The sequence below is a fragment of the Wenjunlia tyrosinilytica genome (assembly GCF_014646055.1).
Taxonomy (GTDB): domain Bacteria; phylum Actinomycetota; class Actinomycetes; order Streptomycetales; family Streptomycetaceae; genus Wenjunlia; species Wenjunlia tyrosinilytica.
This window is the reverse complement of the sequence record NZ_BMMS01000019.1, coordinates 73967-93800: the sequence shown is the minus strand read 5'-3', so window position 1 is coordinate 93800 and position 19834 is coordinate 73967. Positions and strand designations below refer to the sequence as shown.

General features: G+C 70.8%; 14 protein-coding genes. 9 read left to right on the top strand and 5 right to left on the bottom strand.

Features of this window, described 5'->3' with window-relative positions; all coding sequences use genetic code 11:
- Positions 1-211 precede the first annotated feature (211 nt).
- From IEY86_RS21815 to glgB, 4 genes are all read left to right on the top strand, one after another.
- Positions 212-2269, top strand: coding sequence for an alpha-1,4-glucan--maltose-1-phosphate maltosyltransferase (locus tag IEY86_RS21815; RefSeq protein ID WP_189133488.1), 2058 nt, complete (start codon positions 212-214; stop codon positions 2267-2269).
- The gene (gene treS / locus IEY86_RS21810; protein ID WP_189133487.1) at positions 2266-3969 is read left to right on the top strand and encodes a maltose alpha-D-glucosyltransferase; all 1704 of its coding nucleotides are present in this window, start codon (positions 2266-2268) and stop codon (positions 3967-3969) included. The genes IEY86_RS21815 and treS overlap by 4 nt, the downstream gene beginning before the upstream one ends.
- 307 nt (positions 3970-4276) lie before the next feature.
- A complete protein-coding gene (locus IEY86_RS21805; RefSeq protein ID WP_373287068.1) occupies positions 4277-5716 on the top strand; it encodes a maltokinase N-terminal cap-like domain-containing protein in 1440 nt (479 codons plus the stop codon).
- Between the two features lie 22 nt (positions 5717-5738).
- Positions 5739-8117: a 1,4-alpha-glucan branching protein GlgB gene (gene glgB, locus IEY86_RS21800; RefSeq protein ID WP_373287067.1), complete on the top strand. Its 2379-nt coding sequence runs from the start codon at positions 5739-5741 to the stop codon at positions 8115-8117.
- 18 nt (positions 8118-8135) lie between these two features.
- Here glgB and IEY86_RS21795 read toward each other — a convergent pair whose 3' ends face one another.
- Complete coding sequence (locus IEY86_RS21795; protein ID WP_189133485.1) at positions 8136-8612, bottom strand: COG4315 family predicted lipoprotein; 477 nt, start codon at positions 8610-8612, stop codon at positions 8136-8138.
- A 181-nt stretch (positions 8613-8793) separates the two neighbouring features.
- On the opposite strand from IEY86_RS21795, the gene IEY86_RS21790 reads away from it, so the two are divergent.
- Positions 8794-9747, top strand: a complete 954-nt coding sequence (locus IEY86_RS21790; RefSeq protein ID WP_189133484.1) for a CHRD domain-containing protein — start codon at positions 8794-8796, stop codon at positions 9745-9747.
- Positions 9748-9816: 69 nt separating this feature from the next.
- Here IEY86_RS21790 and IEY86_RS21785 read toward each other — a convergent pair whose 3' ends face one another.
- Together IEY86_RS21785 and IEY86_RS21780 are read right to left on the bottom strand one after the other, a co-directional pair.
- Positions 9817-10518 (bottom strand): response regulator, encoded by a 702-nt coding sequence (locus IEY86_RS21785; protein ID WP_189133483.1) that lies wholly within the window; start codon positions 10516-10518, stop codon positions 9817-9819.
- On the bottom strand, positions 10515-12254 hold the full coding sequence (locus tag IEY86_RS21780) for a sensor histidine kinase (protein ID WP_373287066.1): 1740 nt from the start codon (positions 12252-12254) through the stop codon (positions 10515-10517). Before IEY86_RS21780 ends, IEY86_RS21785 begins: the two co-directional genes overlap by 4 nt.
- A 161-nt stretch (positions 12255-12415) precedes the next feature.
- Here IEY86_RS21780 and IEY86_RS21775 point away from each other — a divergent pair, with 161 nt between their 5' ends.
- Entirely contained in the window at positions 12416-13861 is a 1446-nt protein-coding gene (locus IEY86_RS21775) for a cation:dicarboxylate symporter family transporter (protein ID WP_189133482.1), read from the top strand.
- 148 nt (positions 13862-14009) lie between these two features.
- On the opposite strand, the gene IEY86_RS21770 is transcribed toward IEY86_RS21775, so the two are convergent.
- Positions 14010-14843 (bottom strand): ArsR/SmtB family transcription factor, encoded by an 834-nt coding sequence (locus tag IEY86_RS21770; RefSeq protein WP_189133481.1) that lies wholly within the window; start codon positions 14841-14843, stop codon positions 14010-14012.
- 356 nt (positions 14844-15199) lie between these two features.
- Between IEY86_RS21770 and IEY86_RS21765 the strand changes: the two genes are divergently transcribed.
- From IEY86_RS21765 to IEY86_RS21755, 3 genes are all read left to right on the top strand, one after another.
- Positions 15200-15856, top strand: coding sequence for a TenA family protein (locus IEY86_RS21765; RefSeq protein ID WP_189133480.1), 657 nt, complete (start codon positions 15200-15202; stop codon positions 15854-15856).
- Between the two features lie 1169 nt (positions 15857-17025).
- Positions 17026-18270 (top strand): family 8 glycosyl hydrolase, encoded by a 1245-nt coding sequence (locus IEY86_RS21760; protein WP_189133479.1) that lies wholly within the window; start codon positions 17026-17028, stop codon positions 18268-18270.
- A 43-nt stretch (positions 18271-18313) separates the two neighbouring features.
- Positions 18314-19354, top strand: coding sequence for a chitinase (locus IEY86_RS21755; RefSeq protein ID WP_189133478.1), 1041 nt, complete (start codon positions 18314-18316; stop codon positions 19352-19354).
- Between the two features lie 192 nt (positions 19355-19546).
- Here IEY86_RS21755 and IEY86_RS37595 read toward each other — a convergent pair whose 3' ends face one another.
- Positions 19547-19681, bottom strand: coding sequence for a hypothetical protein (locus IEY86_RS37595; RefSeq protein WP_265805186.1), 135 nt, complete (start codon positions 19679-19681; stop codon positions 19547-19549).
- Positions 19682-19834 lie beyond the last annotated feature (153 nt).

The window sequence follows — 19834 nt, the reverse complement described above, 5'->3', positions numbered from 1 at the left end:
CATGCCCGAAACGTCGTTAAAATCGCGGTTTCACCGTTACGTTGCTTTTACAATGCCTTGATCGTCACATGTGGAAACCAGAACCGCTGCCCCCAGGCATCCTTGCGGATCGGCGGGGAAGGCTCCCCCGAAGCACGGCCAGTACGTATTCCTGTCCCCACCCGAGCGTTCTCCTCGGTCCCAGCACGATCAGCAACCCCCAGGTGAGGCAATGATCGGTCGCATCCCCGTCCTGGACGTCCGCCCCTCCGTCGAATGCGGGCGCAGGCCCGCCCGCGCCGTGGTCGGTGAGACCTTCGACGTCACCGCCACGGTCTTCCGCGAAGGGCATGACGCGGTCAACGCGAACGTGGTCCTGCGCGACCCCAGCGGCCGACGCGGGCCTTGGACGCCCATGCGTGAGCTCGCCCCCGGCACCGACCGCTGGGGAGCCGAGGTCACGCCGACGGCGGAGGGCAGGTGGTCGTTCACCGTCGAAGCGTGGAGCGACCCGGTCGCCACCTGGAAGCACAACGCGGGCATCAAGATCCCCGCCGGCATCGACGTCCCGCTGATGCTCGCGGAGGGCGCCGCCCTCTTCGAGCGGGCCGCGCGCCGGGTGCCCAAGGAGGACGGCCGGCCGTTGGTGCTGGACGCGCTCGACGCGCTGCGGGACGAGGACCGCACCCCCATGGCGCGGTTCGCGGCGACCCGGACGCCCGAGGTGGAGCGGGTCCTGAGCAGGTTTCCGCTGCGTGAACTGGTCTCCTCCTCCCGCCCCCAGGCCCTGCGGGTCGAGCGGCGAAGGGCGCTGTACGGCTCCTGGTACGAGTTCTTCCCGCGCTCCGAGGGCGCGGTGGTCGATCCGAGGGGGGCCCGGGCGCCGCGGTCGGGCTCCTTCCGCACGGCCGCCAAGCGGCTGCCCGCCGTGGCCGCGATGGGCTTCGACGTGGTCTACCTGCCGCCCATCCACCCGATCGGCGCAGCCTTCCGCAAGGGACCCAACAACGCGCTGTCGGCGGGCCCGCACGACGTCGGCTCGCCGTGGGCGATCGGCTCCCCCGAGGGCGGCCACGACGCCGTTCACCCGGACCTGGGCACGATCGAGGACTTCGACCACTTCGTGGAGCAGGCGCGTGAGCTGCGCATGGAGGTCGCCCTCGACTTCGCGCTCCAGTGCTCGCCGGACCACCCATGGGTCGCCAAGCACCCGGAGTGGTTCGCCCACCGGGCGGACGGCACCATCGCCTACGCCGAGAACCCGCCGAAGAAGTACCAGGACATCTACCCCATCTCCTTCGACAAGGACATGGCGGGGATCGTCGCCGAGACGGTCCGGGTCCTGCGGTACTGGATGGACCACGGTGTGCGGATCTTCCGCGTCGACAACCCGCACACCAAGCCGGTGGTCTTCTGGGAGAAGGTCATCGCCGACATCAACGGCACCGACCCCGACGTGATCTTCCTGGCCGAGGCGTTCACCCGGCCGGCGATGATGCACACCCTGGGGAAGATCGGCTTCCAGCAGTCGTACACGTACTTCACCTGGCGCAACGGCAAGGGCGAGCTCACCGAGTACCTCACCGAGCTGTCCGGCGAGGCCGCCGCCTACATGCGGCCGAACTTCTTCGTGAACACCCCGGACATCCTGCACGCCTACCTCCAGCACGGGGGCCGCGCCGCGTTCGAGGCTCGCGCGGTGCTGGCGGCGACGCTCTCCCCGACGTGGGGTGTGTACGCGGGCTTCGAGCTGTGCGAGAACACCCCGGTGCGCGAGGGCAGCGAGGAGTACCTGGACTCGGAGAAGTACCAGCTGCGTCCGCGCGACTGGGCCGCGGCCGAGGCGCAGGGGCGGAGCCTCGCCCCGCTGATCACCACCTTGAACCGGGCACGGCGGCGCCATCCGGCGCTCCAGGAGCTGCGCAACGTGCGGTTCCACCACGCGGACAACGACGCGGTGCTCGTGTTCAGCAAGCGGACCCGTCTGCCGGAGGAGTCACGGCTGAGGACGGGCGGGCACGGGGACGACCAGGACGAGGCCGTCCCGGCGTACGACACGGTTCTCGTGATCGTCAACCTCGACCCCCACCACACCCGCGAGGCGACCGTCTCGTTGGACATGCCGGAACTCGGCCTGGACTGGGCCGATTCCTTCGCCGTGCGCGACGAGCTCACCGGCGAGACCTACCACTGGGGCAGGGACAACTACGTGCGCCTCGAACCGGGCCGTGCCCCGGCGCACGTCTTCTCCCTGCGACCCACCTCGCAGATCGGAGGGTCACCCAATTGATCGTCAACGAACCCGTCCCGGACACGTTCGAGGACACCCCCGCCAAGGACCGGGACCCGGAATGGTTCAAACGGGCCGTCTTCTACGAGGTCCTCGTCCGCTCCTTCCAGGACAGCAACGGTGACGGCGTCGGGGACCTCAAGGGCCTGACCGCCAAGATGGACTATCTGCAGTGGCTGGGCGTCGACTGCCTGTGGCTGCCGCCGTTCTTCGCCTCCCCGCTGCGCGACGGAGGCTACGACGTCTCCGACTACACCGCGGTGCTCCCCGAGTTCGGGGACCTCGCGGACTTCGTGGAATTCGTGGACGCCGCCCACCAGCGCGGCATGCGCGTGATCATCGACTTCGTCGTGAACCACACCAGCGACCAGCATCCGTGGTTCCAGGCCTCCCGCTCCGATCCGGAGGGCCCCTACGGCGACTACTACGTCTGGGCCGACGACGACAAGCAGTACCAGGACGCCCGGATCATCTTCGTGGACACCGAGACGTCGAACTGGACCTTCGACCCGATCCGCAAGCAGTACTTCTGGCACCGGTTCTTCAGCCACCAGCCGGATCTGAACTACGAGAACCCGCAGGTCCAGGATGAGATCCTGGCCGCGCTGAAGTTCTGGCTGGACCTCGGCATCGACGGCTTCCGGCTCGACGCCGTGCCCTATCTGTTCTCCGAGGAGGGCACCAACTGCGAGAACCTCCCGCGCACCCATGACTTCCTCAAGCAGGTGCGCAAGGAGATCGAGGAGCACTACCCGGACACCGTGCTGCTCGCCGAGGCCAACCAGTGGCCCGAGGACGTCGTCGACTACTTCGGCGACTTCTCCAAGGGCGGCGACGAGTGCCACATGGCGTTCCACTTCCCCGTCATGCCGCGCATCTTCATGGCGGTACGGCGCGAGTCCCGCTACCCGGTCTCGGAAATCCTGGCCAAGACCCCGGCGATCCCGTCCGGCTGCCAGTGGGGCATCTTCCTGCGCAACCACGACGAGCTGACGCTCGAGATGGTGACGGACGAAGAGCGCGACTACATGTACTCCGAGTACGCCAAGGACCCGCGTATGCGGGCCAACATCGGCATCCGCCGACGGCTGGCCCCACTGCTGGAGAACGACCGCAACCAGATCGAGCTGTTCACCGCCCTGCTGCTGTCCCTTCCCGGGTCTCCGATCCTCTACTACGGCGACGAGATCGGCATGGGCGACAACATCTGGCTCGGCGACCGGGACGCGGTGCGCACCCCGATGCAGTGGACGCCGGACCGCAACGCGGGCTTCTCCTCCTCGGACCCCGGAAGGCTCTTCCTCCCGGCGATCATGGACCCGGTCTACGGGTACCAGGTGACCAATGTCGAGGCGCAGATGAGCAACTCCAGCTCCCTGCTGCACTGGACCCGCCGCATGATCGAGATCCGCAAGCAGAACATCGCTTTCGGCCTCGGCTCCTACACCGAGCTGCCGTCGAGCAACCCCAGTGTGCTGGCGTACCTGCGCGAGTACGGGGACGACCTGGTGCTGTGCGTCAACAACTTCTCGCGGTTCGCCCAGCCGACGGAGCTGGACCTCCAGGCGTTCAACGGACGCCATCCGGTGGAGCTGATCGGCGGGGTGCGCTTCCCGGCGATCGGTGAGTGGCCCTACCTGCTGACCCTCGCGGGACACGGCTTCTACTGGTTCAGGCTGCGCCGGGACGAAGCGGGCTGACGAGGTGTCGACCGATCCGCCCGAACTGCCGCGAAGAGTGCGGGCGGAACGGTTTCCCCGGAGCAGCCCCGGGCAGGCTTCCCAGCATCGGACCGGCCGGCCACCCCGGCGCCGGCGCCCCTCGGGGCGCATCCGGGAGACCGCGGCACGGTCCCCGGCGCCACCGGGCCGGCCGTCAGGCCCCCTGGGCCAGTTGCACCCCCTGGACGGACGATCCTCGCACGACACGGCGCCTTCCGCCGGACAGCCACCGTCGTAATCCGGGACACTCCCGGCCACCGAGAGAGGCCCCCGGGGAAAGGACGTCATGTCAGACACCTCCTGGAGCACCTCCGCCGCGCGGACGGGTGGTGCGCCCGGCCTGCGGCGGGCCCCTGCCGCGGGCGGCGAGCTGCTCGACGCCCTGCTCCCCCTGATCCATGGATGGCTGCCGCAGCAGCGGTGGTTCTCCGGCAAGGGCAGACCCATCACGGACATCCGGGTGCTGTCCGGCACCGAACTCGCCGCACCCGCGGGCGACTCCTCCGGCCTGGTGCACCTGCTCCTGCGGGTGCGGCACCTGGGCTCCGGCGCGGGCGACACCTACCAGTTGCTGGTCGGCACCCGTACCACATTGCCCACGTCCCTGGCCCCGGCCCTCATCGGCCGCATCGACGGCGGGGCGCACGACGGACTGCTGGTGCTCGACGCGCTGCACGATCCCGCGCTGGCCGGGCGGCTGCTGGGCCATCTGCGCGACGGCGACCGCTTCTCATGCCTGGGCTTCCACCGCTCCCCCGGCGCCGAGATCCCCACCGGGCTGGGGCCCAGGGTCGGCACCGCCGAGCAGAGCAACACCTCCGTGGTCTTCGGCGACTCGCTCATCCTCAAGGTCTTCCGCCGGGTCAGCCCCGGCACCAACCCCGATCTGGAGCTGACGCTGGCGCTGGCCGCGGCGGGCAGCACGCGGGTACCGGCGCCGGTGGGCTGGTTCGAGACCGTCTGGCCGTACGGCGACGGCGACGGCGCGGGCGAGCCCGTCACCCTGGGGCTGCTCCAGCGCTTCCTGCCCGGCACGGCCGACGGGTGGGAGCTGGCCCTGGCCTCCGTGCCCGAGGGCGACTTCACCGCCGAGTCGTTCCTGCTCGGGCAGGCCACCGCCGAGGTGCACACCGCGCTCGCCCGGGCACTGCCGGTCGAGACCCTCGGCGAGACCCAGATCGAAGGCCTCGCCGACGGCATGACCGCCCGTCTGGAGGCCGCCGCCTCCGCCGTCCCCGCGCTCCAGCCGTACCGCACCGCGCTGCGATCGGCGTTCCAGGACCTCGCCGAACTCGGCCACGGTGGCCGTACCCTGCCCGCCCAGCGGGTCCACGGCGACCTCCACCTCGGGCAGGTGCTGCGCACCCCCGACGGCTGGGTGCTGCTGGATTTCGAGGGCGAGCCCGCCCAGCCGATCGAGGAGCGGCGCCGCCCGCAGCCCGCCGTCCGGGACGTCGCCGCCATGCTGCGCTCGTTCGACTACGCGGCAAGGCACCACGGCGCGGGCCCGCTCGCCGAGGCCTGGGCGAAGCGCAACCGCTCGGCGTTCCTCGCCGGATACGCGACGACCGGAGACCACGACCCGGCCGGGGAACATGTGCTCATGCGCGCGTTCGAGACCGACAAGGCCGTCTACGAGTGCCTCTACGAGGCCCGGCACCGCCCGGCGTGGCTGCCCATCCCCATGTCCGCGATCGAGCGCCTGTCCGCATCCCCCAGCCACTGACCAGTTACCAGGAGGACCTCCCGTGACCCCGCGCCAACCGTCCGAGTCCGTATCCGGGGAGCCCGCTTTCCTTCCCCAGCCCACCCCAGGTGAGGACGGCGGCAGCGGAAAGCGTCCGGTTCCCTCCACGCAGCCGCAGCCGGCTCCGACCGCCGCCTCCGCCGACCCCGCGCCCCCGGCCGCCGCCTCCGCCACGCGGCCGCAGGCATCCCCGGCCTCCCTGACGTCCGGTGAGCTCGACCGCCTGCGCCGTGGCGTCCACCACGACCCGCACTCGGTCCTGGGCGCCCACCGGCTCCCGGACGGCGACATCGCCGTGCGGGTGCTGCGCCCGTTCGCCGAGAGCGTCCGAGTGGAGGCCGAGGGCCTGCGGGCCGAGCTGATCCCCCAGGCCGGAGGGCTGTTCACCGCGGCCCTGCCGCTCACCTGCATCCCCGACCACCGGCTCGTCGTCACCTACGACGGCACCGAGCACACCGTCGAGGACCCCTACCGCTTCCTGCCCACCCTCGGCGAGCTGGACCTGCACCTGATCGGCGAGGGCCGCCACGAGAGGCTGTGGGAGGCGCTCGGCTCGCATGTCACCACGGTCGGCACGGTCACCGGCACCCGCTTCACCGTCTGGGCGCCCAACGCGCTGGGCGTGCGGGTGGCGGGGGACTTCAACAACTGGGACGGCACCAGCCACCCGATGCGCTCGCTCGGCTCGTCGGGTGTCTGGGAGCTGTTCGTCCCCGAGGTGGGCGCGGGCACGCTCTACAAGTACGAGGTCGCCCGCCGCGACGGCTCCCTGACGATGAAGGCCGACCCCATGGCGCGGGCCACCGAGGTCCCGCCCGCCACCGCCTCCGTCGTGACCGTCTCCGAGTACGTCTGGTCCGACCAGAGCTGGATACGGACGCGTTCCGAGCGGTCGGCGCACGAGGCGCCGTTCTCCGTCTACGAGGTCCACCTGCCCTCTTGGCGGCCGGGGCTGGACTACCGGGCGCTGGCCGAGGAGCTTCCGCGGTACGTGAAGGACCTGGGCTTCACCCATGTCGAGCTCATGCCGGTGGCCGAGCACCCGTTCGGCGGGTCGTGGGGCTACCAGGTCACCTCCTACTACGCCCCCACCTCGCGGCTGGGCACCCCGGACGACTTCAAGTTCCTGGTCGACGCCCTGCACCGCGCCGGGGTCGGCGTGATCATGGACTGGGTGCCGGCGCACTTCCCCAAGGACGAGTGGGCGCTGGCGCGCTTCGACGGCACCACCCTCTACGAGCACCCCGACCCTGCGACGGCCGAGCACCCGGACTGGGGCACCCTCGTCTTCGACTACGGCCGCAACGAGGTCCGCAACTTCCTCGTCGCCAACGCCGTGTACTGGTGCGAGGAGTTCCACATCGACGGCCTGCGGGTCGACGCGGTCGCCTCCATGCTCTACCTCGACTACTCGCGCGAGTACGGCCAGTGGACGCCCAACCGGCACGGCGGCCGGGAGAACCTCGACGCGGTCGCGTTCCTCCAGGAGATGAACGCCACCGTCTACCGCCGCTGCCCGGGCGTCGTGACCGTCGCCGAGGAGTCCACCGCCTGGGACGGGGTCACCCGCGCCACCCACCACACCGGGCCCGGCGGCTTCGGCGGCCTCGGCTTCGGCCTGAAGTGGAACATGGGCTGGATGCACGACTCCCTGGAGTACATGTCCAAGGAGCCGGTGCACCGCAAGTACCACCACCACGGGATGACGTTCTCCATGGTCTACGCCTACTCGGAGAACTACTGCCTGCCGATCTCCCACGACGAGGTGGTGCACGGCAAGGGCTCCCTGGTCTCGAAGATGCCCGGGGACTGGTGGCAGCAGCGGGCAAGCACCCGCGCCTACCTGGGCTTCATGTGGGCCCACCCGGGCAAGCAGCTGCTGTTCATGGGCCAGGAGTTCGCCCAGGGCGCGGAGTGGTCGCACGACCGCGGCCCCGACTGGTGGCTGCTCGACCCGGCCTACCCGGCCGAGCCGGACCACCGCGGCGTCCGCGACCTGGTCCGCGACCTCAACCACGTCTACGCGGACACCCCCGCGCTGTGGAGCCTCGACGCCTCACCCGACGGCTTCTCCTGGATCGACGGCGAGGCGGCCGAGGACAATGTCCTCTCCTTCGTCCGCTACGACGACCAGGGCACTCCCCTGGTGTGCGTGAGCAACTTCTCGCCCGTGGTGCGCGAGCACTACCGAGTGGGGGTCCCGGACACCGCCGGGGAGGCCTGGCGCGAAGTCCTCAACACCGACGCGCTGTCCTACGGCGGCAGCGGTGTGGTGGCGCCGGAGTCGGTCAAGGCAGAGGCCGTGGCCTGGAACGGGCGCCGCGGCAGCATCCAGCTCGCGCTGCCGCCGCTGGCGACGGTGTGGCTGAAGCCGGTGTAGGCACCGGGAGCCGCGCCTTCAGGCGGACTTGCGGATCAGCTTGCCGTCGGCGCCCACCACGAACCACTCGCCGTCCAGGCCCTGGCCGCTGGTGTCCCCCGCGGCGGAGTCACCCACGTAGTAGTACAGGGGCCACTGCCCGTACGTCGTCTGCACGGCGCCCTTGGTGCGCTCGGCCTTCCCCAGCAGCGCCTTGTCCGCGCCCTTGCCCGCCGAGGCCTGGTCCTTGCCGGTGAGCGCGGGCCAGACCGCGATGCAGTCGGCGTCGCAGTTGCTCGCCCTGTCCTTGTCCTTCGTGAAGGCGTACAGGGTGCGGCCCTGCTGGTCCACCAGGATCGGGCCGAGGTCGGACTGCGCCACCTTGACCGAAGTCGCGGCTTTCGCACCGCCCTTCGGGGAGTCCGCTGCCTTGCCGCTTCCCCCGTCGCCCCCGCCGCAGGCGGCAAGACCGAGCAGCGCCAGCGGTGTCGCGAGCAGAGCGGTTCGTGCACGCATGGTGACCGTCCTCGTCGTTTCGTAGAGATATTTCCTGACCGGTGTTCACGAGTCACTACGGACGGGGGCGCCCAGAGGTTCAATAGTTTTTGAATCCGTCTAATCCTGGAAGCGATTGAACGCTTCGGACGGGGGTCGCGTATTCCCGGGTGCACTCACACTTCTCGGAAGGATGCAAACCATGCGAAAGAGCGCACTCACCCTCTCGGCCGCCGCACTGACCCTCGGCATCGCCGCCGCCTCCCCCGCGGTGGCCCATGGCACTCACGGCGCCGGGCACGGGGCCGTTGAGGGCTCCGCACATCAGTCCGCTCCGATGACCCCGGCCCATGGCCCTTCGGTCTTCCTGGGCGCCCGGCTGACCGGTGGCCAGGAAGTGCAGGCGCCGGGCGGCCCTGCCGTGGGTGATCCCGACGGCAAGGCGGTGGCACTGGTCCGCGTCCAGGGCGACCGGGTGACCTTCGCCCTCCAGTGGAGGGGGATCGGCGCCCCGACGCTGGGCCACATCCACCAGGGGAAGGCGGGGGCCAACGGGGATGTGAAGGTGCCGCTGTTCGGCACGGCGATGCCCGACACCGTGGACTCCGCGGCTGGTCAGGTGTCGGTGACCGATGCCGAGCTGGCGCAGGACATCCGCAGCAACCCCGACGGGTTCTACGTGAACCTGCACAGCAAGGAGTTCCCGGGCGGTGCCGTGCGCGGACAGCTCAAGCCGCTGAGCCACCCGGTCAACCCGCTCGACATCGTCCGGGGCGGCAAGCTGCACGCGCTGGCCGACGGCGGCCAGGAGGTCCCCGGTGCCGACCCGAAGGTCGCGGTCGGCGACCCCGACGGGCACGCCATCGCCTTCCTGCACCCCCGGGGCACCGAGGTCGACTACTCGCTGGCCTGGGTCAACATCGGCGCGCCCACGCTCGGCCACATCCACCAGGGCGGCTTCGGCAAGAACGGCGATGTGAAGGTGCCCCTGTTCACCACGCCCGTGCCGCAGAACATCTTCGCGATCTCCGGGACCGTGCCCAACCAGAACCCCGCCGTGGTCAAGGAGGTCCGCCACCACCCGGGCGGCTTCTACGCCAACGTCCACACCGCGCAGTTCCCCGGTGGGGCGGTGCGGGGGCAGCTCTTCCAGTGAGCCCGCTCCACCGAGCCCGCTCCACACGGCCCGGGGGCGGGGGGTCCGGGTCCGGGGCGGGGGCCGGGGTCACGGCGAAGTGGCCCCGGCCCAGCGGTAGCAGAGCTCCGGGCGGCCCACCTGGCCGTACTGGGGGGTGCGTTCGGCGAGACCGGTGTCCACCAGGTGCTCGAGATAGCGGCGGGCGGTGATCCGGGAGACACCCACGGCGGCGCCCGCCGAACCGGCGGACAGCCCTTCCCCGGCCTCGCGCAGCGCCGTCGTCACGGCCTCCAGGGTCGGGCCGCTGAGCCCCTTGGGCAGCACGGCGGAACGGGGACCGCGCAGCGCCGACAGCGCCCGGTCCACGTCGTCCTGGCTCGAGGCCTGCCCGGCCCCGGCCATGTCCTCGCGGAAGCGGGCGTACTGCTCGAGGCGGTCGCGCAGCGTCGGGTAGGTGAAGGGCTTGAGCAGGTACTGGACCACGCCGACGGACACCGCCTGACGCACCATCGCCAGATCCCGTGCCGAGGTCACCGCGATGACGTCGGCGGTGTGCCCGGCGGCCCGCAGCGACCGGCAGACCTGGAGCCCGTGCCCGTCGGGGAGGTAGAGGTCGAGCAGGACCAGGTCGACCTGCGGCCGGTCGGGTCCCGGCTGGTTGAGGAAGCGCAGGGCCTCGGTGCCCGAGTGGACCACCCCGGCCACGGCGAAGCCGTCGACCCGCTCCACGTACATCCGGTGGGCGTCGGCCGCGACCACGTCGTCCTCGACGACGAGCACCTGGATCACCCGGCCACCTCGACCCGGTCCAGGGGCAGGCGGACGGTGAAGACCGCTCCCTCGTCCCGGCCTATGTCCACGGACCCGCCGTGGCGGCGGGCCGCCTGCTCGACGAGGGCGAGTCCCAGGCCGCGGCCGTAGGGCTGGGTTCCGGGGGCGTCGGCCGAAGCGGCCGCGTCGGCGGGGGACTCGCGGGTGGCGGCCACCGTCCCGGTACCCGTGGCGCCGGTCTTCGTGGACCAGCCCCGCCGGAAGACCTCGCGGGCGGCGGCCGGGTCCACCCCCCGTCCGTTGTCGGCCACGCGGATCAGCAGTTCTCCCCCGGCCGCGCGCGCGGTCACCGTCACCTTGGGGCGGCTCCCCCGGCGGCCGGCGCCCTCGATGGCGGCGTCCACCGCGTTGTCGATCAGGTTGCCGAGGATCGTCACCAGGTCGCGGGAGCCGAGCCCCGAGGGAATCACCCCGTCGTCGATCTCGCTGTCGGCGGTGATGGACAGCTCGACCCCGCGCTCGTTGGCCTGCGCGGCCTTTCCCAGCAGGAGCGCCGCCAGCACCGGTTCCGCGACCGCGGCGACCACCTGGTCGGTGAGCGCCTGGGCGAGCTCCAGCTCCGCCGTGGCGAATTCCACGGCTTCGTCGGCGCGACCGAGTTCGATGAGGGACACCACGGCGTGCAGCCGGTTGGCGGCCTCGTGCGCCTGCGAGCGCAGCGCCTCGGTGAAGCCGCGCACGGAGTCCAGCTCGCCCGTGAGGGCCTGGAGGTCGGTGTGGTCGCGGAGGGTCACCACCGTGCCTCCGCTCTCGGTGGCGATGGGCGAGGTGTTGACGACCACGACCCGCTGGTCGGTCAGATGCACCTCGTCCACCCGTGGCTCGTCCGAGAGCAGGGCGGCGGTCAGTGACGCGGGCAGGCCGAGCGCCGCGACCTCGCTGCCCTCGACGTCCTCCGGCAGGCCGAGCAGTTCGCGCCCGCCGTCGTTGCACAGGCCGACCCGGCGTCTGCCGTCGAGCAGGAGCAGGCCCTCCCGGACCGCGTGGAGGGTGGCCTGGTGGTAGTCGTACATCCGGCTGAGCTCACCGGCACCCATGCCGTGGGTGTGGCGGCGCAGCCGGGCGTTGACGAAGTAGGTGCCCAGCCCGCACAGGATCAGGGCGGCGGCGGCGACGCCGATCATCGGCAGCACCTGTTTGCGGACCTGCCCGGAGATCGCGTCCACGGTGATCCCCGCGCTGACCAGGGCGCTGACCCTGCCGCTGTCGTTGAAGACCGGGGTGACGACGCGGACCGAGGGCCCCAGGGTGCCGGTGTAGGTCTCGGTGAAGGTCTCGCCCTGAAGCGCCCTGCGGGTGTGGCCGAGGAAATGCTCACCGATGCGGCTGGGGTCGGGATGGGTGTAGCGGGTGCCGTCCGGCGCCATGATCGTGACGAAGGCGACCCCCGACTCGTGCCGGACCTTCTCGGCGTAGGGCTGGAGCGTACGGCTGGGGTCGGGCTCCTGGACGGCCTTCCGGACGGTGGGGGCGGCGGCGATGGCGGCGGCCGTGGCGACGACCTGCTTGCGGGCGGCCTCACGGACCTGGGTGTGGGCGTTGAAATAAGCCAGCACCGCGCACCCGGCCACGACCGCGGCCACGACGACGACCTGCATCGCGAACAGCTGTCCCGCGAGGCTGCGGCGGCGCGGGTGCGAGCGGCGGGGGTCGGGGCGGCGGGGACGGGGACGGGGCGGGTGGTGCTCCGGCATGCCCACCAGTGTGCACCTCGCGGCCGAATCGTTTCCCCGGGGTGAACGAGGCGTTTCGGTGCCGTGGCGTGAACGAAATGAACGCAAGCGTGACCCGTGTCACTCCGGGGCGCATATTCAGCGGGACTCCACCCCACGGGACACGCACGAAGGAGACCTCCATGGCCGCGGACAGCGCACAAGCCGGCCCCCCAGAGCCCCCCGGGGCGCCGCGGACGGCCCTCACCCCCGGGCGGCGCCGGGACAGGACCCACTACCTCTACCTCGCGGTGATCGTCGCCGTGCTCCTCGGTATCGCCGTGGGGTTCGCGGCTCCGGACACGGCGGTGGAGCTCAAGCCGCTCGGTGACGGCTTTGTGAGCCTGATCAAGATGATGATCTCGCCGATCATCTTCTGCACGATCGTGCTGGGCGTCGGCTCGGTGCGCAAGGCCGCCAGGGTCGGCGCGGTCGGCGGTCTGGCACTCGCCTACTTCATGGTGATGTCCACGGTGGCGCTGGCCATCGGCCTGGTGGTCGGCAACATCCTGCACCCGGGCGACGGGCTGCACCTGTCCGAGGCGGCGAAGGCGGCCGGGCACACGCAGGCCGCGGGCGGCAGCGAGGGCACGGTCGACTTCCTGCTGGGGATCATCCCCAAGACGATGGTGTCGGCGTTCACCGAGGGCCAGGTCCTGCAGACCCTGCTGGTCGCCCTGCTGGCGGGCTTCGCCATCCAGGCGATGGGCTCGGCCGGCGAGCCGATCCTGCGGGGCGTCGGGCACATCCAGCGTCTGGTCTTCCGAGTCCTGTCGATGATCATGTGGGCGGCCCCGGTCGGTGCCTTCGGCGCGATCGCCGCGGTGGTCGGGCAGACGGGCGTGGACGCGCTCAAGAGCCTCGCCGTGATCATGCTCGGCTTCTACGCGACCTGCCTGGTCTTCGTCTTCCTCGTCCTCGGCACGATGCTCCGCGTCTTCGCCGGGCTGAACCTGCTGGCGCTGCTGAAGTACCTCGGCCGGGAGTTCCTGCTGATCCTGTCCACCTCGTCGTCGGAGTCGGCGCTGCCGAGGCTGATCGCGAAGATGGAGCACCTGGGCGTGAGCAGGCCGGTGGCCGGTATCACCGTGCCGACGGGCTACTCGTTCAACCTCGACGGCACCGCGATCTACCTGACGATGGCCTCGCTGTACGTGGCCGAGGCCATGGGCAAGCCGCTCTCGCTGGGTCAGCAGATCTCTCTGCTGGTCTTCATGGTCATCGCGTCCAAGGGTGCGGCTGGGGTGACCGGTGCGGGCATGGCGACCCTGGCGGGCGGCCTCCAGTCGCACCGGCCCGAACTCGTCGACGGTGTGGGGCTCATCGTCGGAATCGACCGCTTCATGTCCGAGGCGCGGGCGCTGACCAACTTCGCGGGCAACGCGGTGGCGACCGTCCTGATCGGTACGTGGACCAAGGAGTTCGACAGGGCCAGGGCCGACCAGGTGCTCGCCGGGCGGATCCCGTTCGACGAGACCACGCTCGTGGAGAACGGGCACGGGGAGGCGGCTCCTGCGGGCGAGGCGGTTGTCCCGGCCGGAACGGCTCCGTCACTGGACAAGCCGGACCGGGCGACCGTGGACGCGTGAGCGCACACTCCTGAACCGGGCACGGGGCAGCCCTCCTCCCCTTCTGTGTCGGCTGCCCCGTGCCCGTCCTTCGATGCTCGGGCCGGTTCTTGGTCCGGTTCTGGTCCGACGCTCGGGCCGGTTCCTGGGTCCGCCATCGGCCGCCGGGTCAGCCGCCGGCCGCTCCGGCGGCGGTGATCAGGAGCCGTTCGCCCAGCGGCGTGAGGGTGTGCTCGACCTTGCGGCCGCAGCGACTGGTGGCCACGAGCCCGGTCTCGCGCAGCACGGCCGCGTGCTGGCTGGCGGTGGCGAGCGAGGTGTGCAGCCGCCGGGCCAGCTCCGTGGTGCTGCACCGGTCCGATATCGCCTCCAGCGCCGTCGCCCTCGTCACCCCGAGCAGGGCCCCGAGGTCGTATCGGGGGGCGTCGTCCTCGGCGAGGTCGTCGGGGGCGCCGGCGCTCTGGCGCACCGGGTAGACGAGGACCGGCCGCTCCTGAGGGCCGGTCAGCAGGACATGCTCCGGCGGGCAGAAGAACGACGGCTGGAGGACGAGTCCCCCACCGCCGAGGCGCACCTCGCCGGGCTCGGCGGAACGGGCCTCGAGGACCGAGCCCGACCAGCGGGTGTGCGAGCCCAGCCCGTCCAGCGCCATGGCATGGCCGCTTTGCATCAGCAGCTTGGCGCGGGCCTGGAGTTCTGCCTCGATGACGGCGGCTATGCGGCGCCGGTACGGCTCGATCGCGAAGGCGCGGTAGCAGTCGAGCGCCTCGCGCAGCGGCCCGTCGTCCGGTGGCTGCGGGGCGCCTTTGGCGAGCACGTGCAGTTCGGGGCCCAGCCCCCGCCCGGCGATCTCCCCTGCTGTCGTCCGCCGCCACTCGCCGAAGGCGCCCGCACGGCCGCTGTCGCGCAGGACGCGGATACTGAGGACGGCCTCCGTCCACGGGTCGAAGCCGCGGAACGAGACCTTGGCCAGGTCCTGCGTGGTGAACGCGATGAGAAGCACTCGGCACCCCATGGCCTCTTCCGGCACGCCTCGGTGACGCGCCGTGACAAGTCGATGACACACAGACTTTACGTACTGGGGTTCGGCGGCAACCACGCTTTTCGGCCTTCGCCCCGCGAAGATGGGGAGCAGTACATGCTCTGTTCACTCGGGACGGGGTGATTGCGGCCGAAACTCACCCCTTGGTTTCGGCGCTGAACGAAACCATGGTGGTTCTTCGTATGCCATGGCCATTCTGCATGCCCCGGTGCCCGGGGCCACCGGGGAGGGGACGGTGGCCCCGGACACCGAACCCCCGACAGGGCCGGGATCGTTGGCACAATTGACAGCGGACCCGAGTGCACAGGGGTGATGGCATGGCCCGTTCGGCATGGGAAGCGGTGGAGGCGGTCCAGCGGGAGCTGGCGCCGGAGAGCGGCGCCAACCGCTTGGTGGGGCTGATCGCCGAAGGAAAGGCGTCCCGCCGGACCCTGGGAGCGCTGGCCGCCGAGCAGAGGCACATCGTCTCGAGCGACCGCCGCAGCTTCCTGCACTTGGCCGCGCGTTCGCCGGCGGACTCGCCCGTCGCGGAGTTCTTCGAGGATCTGGCGCGGGGGGAGTCCGAGGCGCTGGGCAGGCTGACACCGTTCGCCGTCGCGTGCGGGCACGACGGGAGTTCGCTGCGTTCCTATGAGCCTCAGCCGGGGTGCCAAGGGTATCCGGCCTACATGGCGTGGATGGCGCTCAACGCCGACCCGACGTCGGTACCGCTGGCCCTGACGGCCAACTTCGCCGCGTGGGGCGGTTACTGCGCGACCGTCAGCGAGGCGTTGGAGCGGCACTACGGCTTCGGGGCGCAGGCACGGGGGTTCTTCGACTTCTTCGCGGAGCCGGATCCGGAGGTGCAGGAGAAGTCGCTGCGGGCCGTGCAGTGGGGTTTGGACATGGGGGCGTCGCTGGAGCGGTCGCGGGGGTACGGCCGGATGCTCCAGGGGTACGAGCTGATGTTCTGGAATACGCTGGCCGACCTCTAGACGGTAGTTGACCGAACAATTTCTCGATTCTGTCCGAAAAGTGAGCAGACCTTTCAGTCCTGATCGAAAGGATGGCGCAGAGTTTGCTGCCACGGACATGATCGGATCGGTCAGCGGGGGTCACCGGCCTCCGACACCCGCAGACTCTCGGGGCCGCCGCTGTGAGGACGGCGGCCCCGAGAACCCCTTTCGGGGCCGGGAGGGCAATCGGGGCGGCACCCCGCCAGGGCCGTGCTTCGCCATGGGAGAGTTGCGCAGGAGAGAGCAGGAGCGAGGGACTGCCACTCCCCTCGTGAAGGAAGCAGTGGGGGCCGGGCACCGCGCACACCAGAACTCGGCGCCGCCCACTCGGGCCGGCGTCCCGCCGCCGAGTCGCACCCGCTCGGCCGCCCGCCGGCGCAAGCGCGCCCGCTCGCCGGCGTGAGCATGCCCGCTCGCCACCCGGCGCCGTCGAGGGTTGCGGGGCGGCGTTCCGCCCGCGCACGGCCGCCGACTCACCGCACACCGCCGGTCACCCCAATCCCGGACTCCGCGCCGCCCGGCCAACCACGCGTCACGTCGCCCTCGGGCGCGGACCGATGCCGCGGCGCACCCGCCGGGCCGTCGGCTCCACCGCGCCGCCGCCGGCAGAGCCGGGTTGGCCGCCTCCACGGCCGGTGCCGGCGCCGTCGTCGGCGCACCGATCCACATCGGCCCGCGCCGCGCCCACCTGCCGACCCGCCGCGGGCGTTGTGCTTCGGTGGCGCGTCGGCGACGAACCCCCGCACCCATCCCCCGCCGCCGCGCAAGCGGTTCATCGCGCGCGGGCGCCACAGGCGCGACCGCTTCCCCGCGCCACCAGCACGCCGCAGGCGCCCACCCCTGCGCCCACCCCTGCGCCGGTACCGCCGTCGGCGCCGCCGCGCGCCACAGAGGCGCCGCTTCCCGCCTGCTCACCGCGCCGCAGGTGCGACCGTTGCCCTGCGCCGCCAGCCCCGCCGCAGCCGCCCGACGCTCCCCCGGACGCCCGCCGCAGGCGGGGGCTGCGGCGCGAACCGGTCCTTGTCCACTGGCTTCCGGGTAACCGTTAGGAAACTTTACTAACCTATCTCTTGTACAGGCCATGACGGCTGGATAACTTCCTCTCGCGCCAGCTCCCGTGAACACGGCAGCCCTCGCATGGAGGTTCGATGTCCAGTCGCAAATCCACAGCCCTCCTCACCGCCACCGCCGTCATCTGCGGCGGAGGTGCGTGGCTCGGCCTCGCCCCGGGAGCGAGCGCCGTCGACACGCCCGCCGTTCCCTTCGGCAGCCACTCCTTCTCCTACGCCTCGGGCACCCTCAAGCCCACGGGCGATCAGGCGGTGCTCGACAAGGCCGTCGTCAACTTCTACAACAAGTGGAAGTCGTACTTCATCAAGCAGAACTGCGGAAACGGCTGGTACGAGGTCTACGCCGCCGACGCCGACCACCCCTACGTCGCCGAGGCGCAGGGCTACGGCATGGTCATCACCGCCCTCATGGCGGGCTCCGACCCCGACGCCAAGAAGATCTTCGACGGCATCCTCAAGTACGTCCTCGCGCACAAGTCGGTGAACAACTCCAACCTCCACGCCGCCGAACAGGACAAGAGCTGCAAGAGCGTCAACGGCTCGGACTCCGCCACCGACGGCGACCTCGACATCGCCTACGGCCTCCTCCTCGCGGACAAGCAGTGGGGCAGCGACGGCACCAACGACTACCTGGATCTGGCCAAGAAGAGGATCAACGCCATCAAGGCGAGCGAACTCAACAGCAGCACCAAGCTGATGAAGCTCGGCGACTGGTCCTCCGGCAGCGACGACAAGATCTCCCGCACCTCGGACTGGATGGCCGGCCACTTCAAGGCGTTCAAGGCCGCCACCGGCGACACCACCTGGGACGCCGTCCTGAGCAAGACCCAGACCGTCATCGCCAACCTCCAGTCCTCCTACGCCCCGGACACGGGCCTGCTCCCCGACTTCGTCGTCAACACCACCACGACCCCCAAGCCCGCGCCGGGCGAGGTCCTGGAGGACGAACACGACGGCCACTACAACTGGAACGCCTGCCGTGACCCGTGGCGCATCGGCTCCGACGCGGTCATCAACGGCGACGCCAAGTCCAAGACGGCCGCGCGCAAGCTCAATGCCTGGGTCAAGACCAAGACCGCGGGCAATCCGTCGAAGATCTACGACGGCTACAAGCTCAACGGCAGCGCCTTCAGCAGCAACAACGAGCCCGCGTTCTTCGCCCCGTTCGCCGTCTCGGCGATGACCGACTCGGGCAGCCAGGCATGGCTGGACGCGCTCTGGAAGAAGATGCTCGCCACCACCCCCAGCAGCACCGACTACTACTCCACCAGCGTGCAGCTGCAGTCGATGCTCGTCGTCACACACAACTACTGGACCCCGTGACTCCCGGCACCGCCCTTCCCCCCCCACACAGGAGATCAGCGATATGAACGGTGAGAACAAGGCTGCCCGCCGCAAGGGGCCGCGCAAGTTGGCACTGGCCGCCGCCACCGGCCTCGCCGCCTGCGCCGCCCTGGGCGCCACCGCCGTGGCCTCCCCCAACCACGCGGGCGCCCCCGCGGCGGCGCCGAAGCTCGCCGGCCCGGTCGGCCTCAACGGCCCCTACCTCTACCTCGGTTGGGGCAACCCGCCGTCGGCGACCTCGGTCATGAGCGCCACCGGCATCAAGCAGTTCACCATGGCGTTCATCCTCTCCGACGGCGGGTGCAACCCCAAGTGGGACGGCGACCGGGCGCTCACGGGCGGCGCCGACCAGTCGACAATCAACGCGATCCGGGCCGCCGGCGGCGACGTCACGGTCTCCTTCGGCGGCTGGAGCGGCAACAAGCTCGGCCAGAAGTGTTCGTCGGCCACGGCGCTCGCCGGGGCCTACCAGAAGGCGATCAACGCGCTGAAGCTCAAGTCGATCGACATCGACATCGAGGCGGGCGAGTTCACCAGCTCGACCGTCCGCGAGCGGGTCGTCGACGCGCTGAAGATCATCAAGGCGAACAACCCCGGGGTGACCGTCTACGTCACCTTCGGCACCACCCGCTCCGGCCCGGACTCCAACGGCAAGGACCTGGTCAAGCGGGGTGCGGCCAACGGCCTGGACATAGACGGCTGGGCCCTCATGCCGTTCGACTTCGACGAGGGCAACGTGGACATGGCCGCCGCCACCAAGTCGGCCGTGGACGGGCTGAAGAACACGGTGGCGAGCGCCTACGGCCTCTCCTCCGACGCCGCCTACCGCAAGAGCGGCTTCTCGTCGATGAACGGCAAGACGGACGTCGCGGGTGAGACCGTCTCGCTCGCCAACTTCAAGTCCATGGTCTCCTACGCCACCAGCCACCACCTGGCGCGGGTCAGCTTCTGGTCGGTCAACCGCGACCGCAAGTGCGGCTCCGGTTCCGACGCCGACTCGTGCAGCGGCATCAGCCAGAACACGTACGACTTCACCAAGGTGCTGGCCACGTACAACGGCTGACACGGACAACGGCCGCCACGGACGGCGGCCGACATGTACAACGGCTGAACCGCGGGGCGGGGCCGGGACGGTCATGGAGCTGGACGACCGACTCGGCCCCGTCCCACGCGCTCCGGCGGAACGGTCTTCAGGCGGGTGGCCACCTCCGCCGCCGCGCGGCGCCAGTTCAAATCGCCGTGCCGCGCGGCGCCGTCATCCCGAACGCGCCCTTGCGCGCCGCCTCGACCGCGTGCCGAGGCGGTTGCCGATCCCGGCGAACCGCACCTGGCCGAAGATGTCCTTGCTGCCCGACTCCCGCGGGGTGACCCACTCCGTATGACGGCCCATCACCTCCACCACCATCACGCTGGTGGGGCTCCGCCGCGGTCTTGAGCGTTGCGCTCGGTCGTCCCGCGGTGCACGGCGGACCTGGTCACCGCGTTCGGCCCGGCGCGGTCGCCGCCGCTGGTCGGGATGCCGATGCGCATGACGACGGCATGA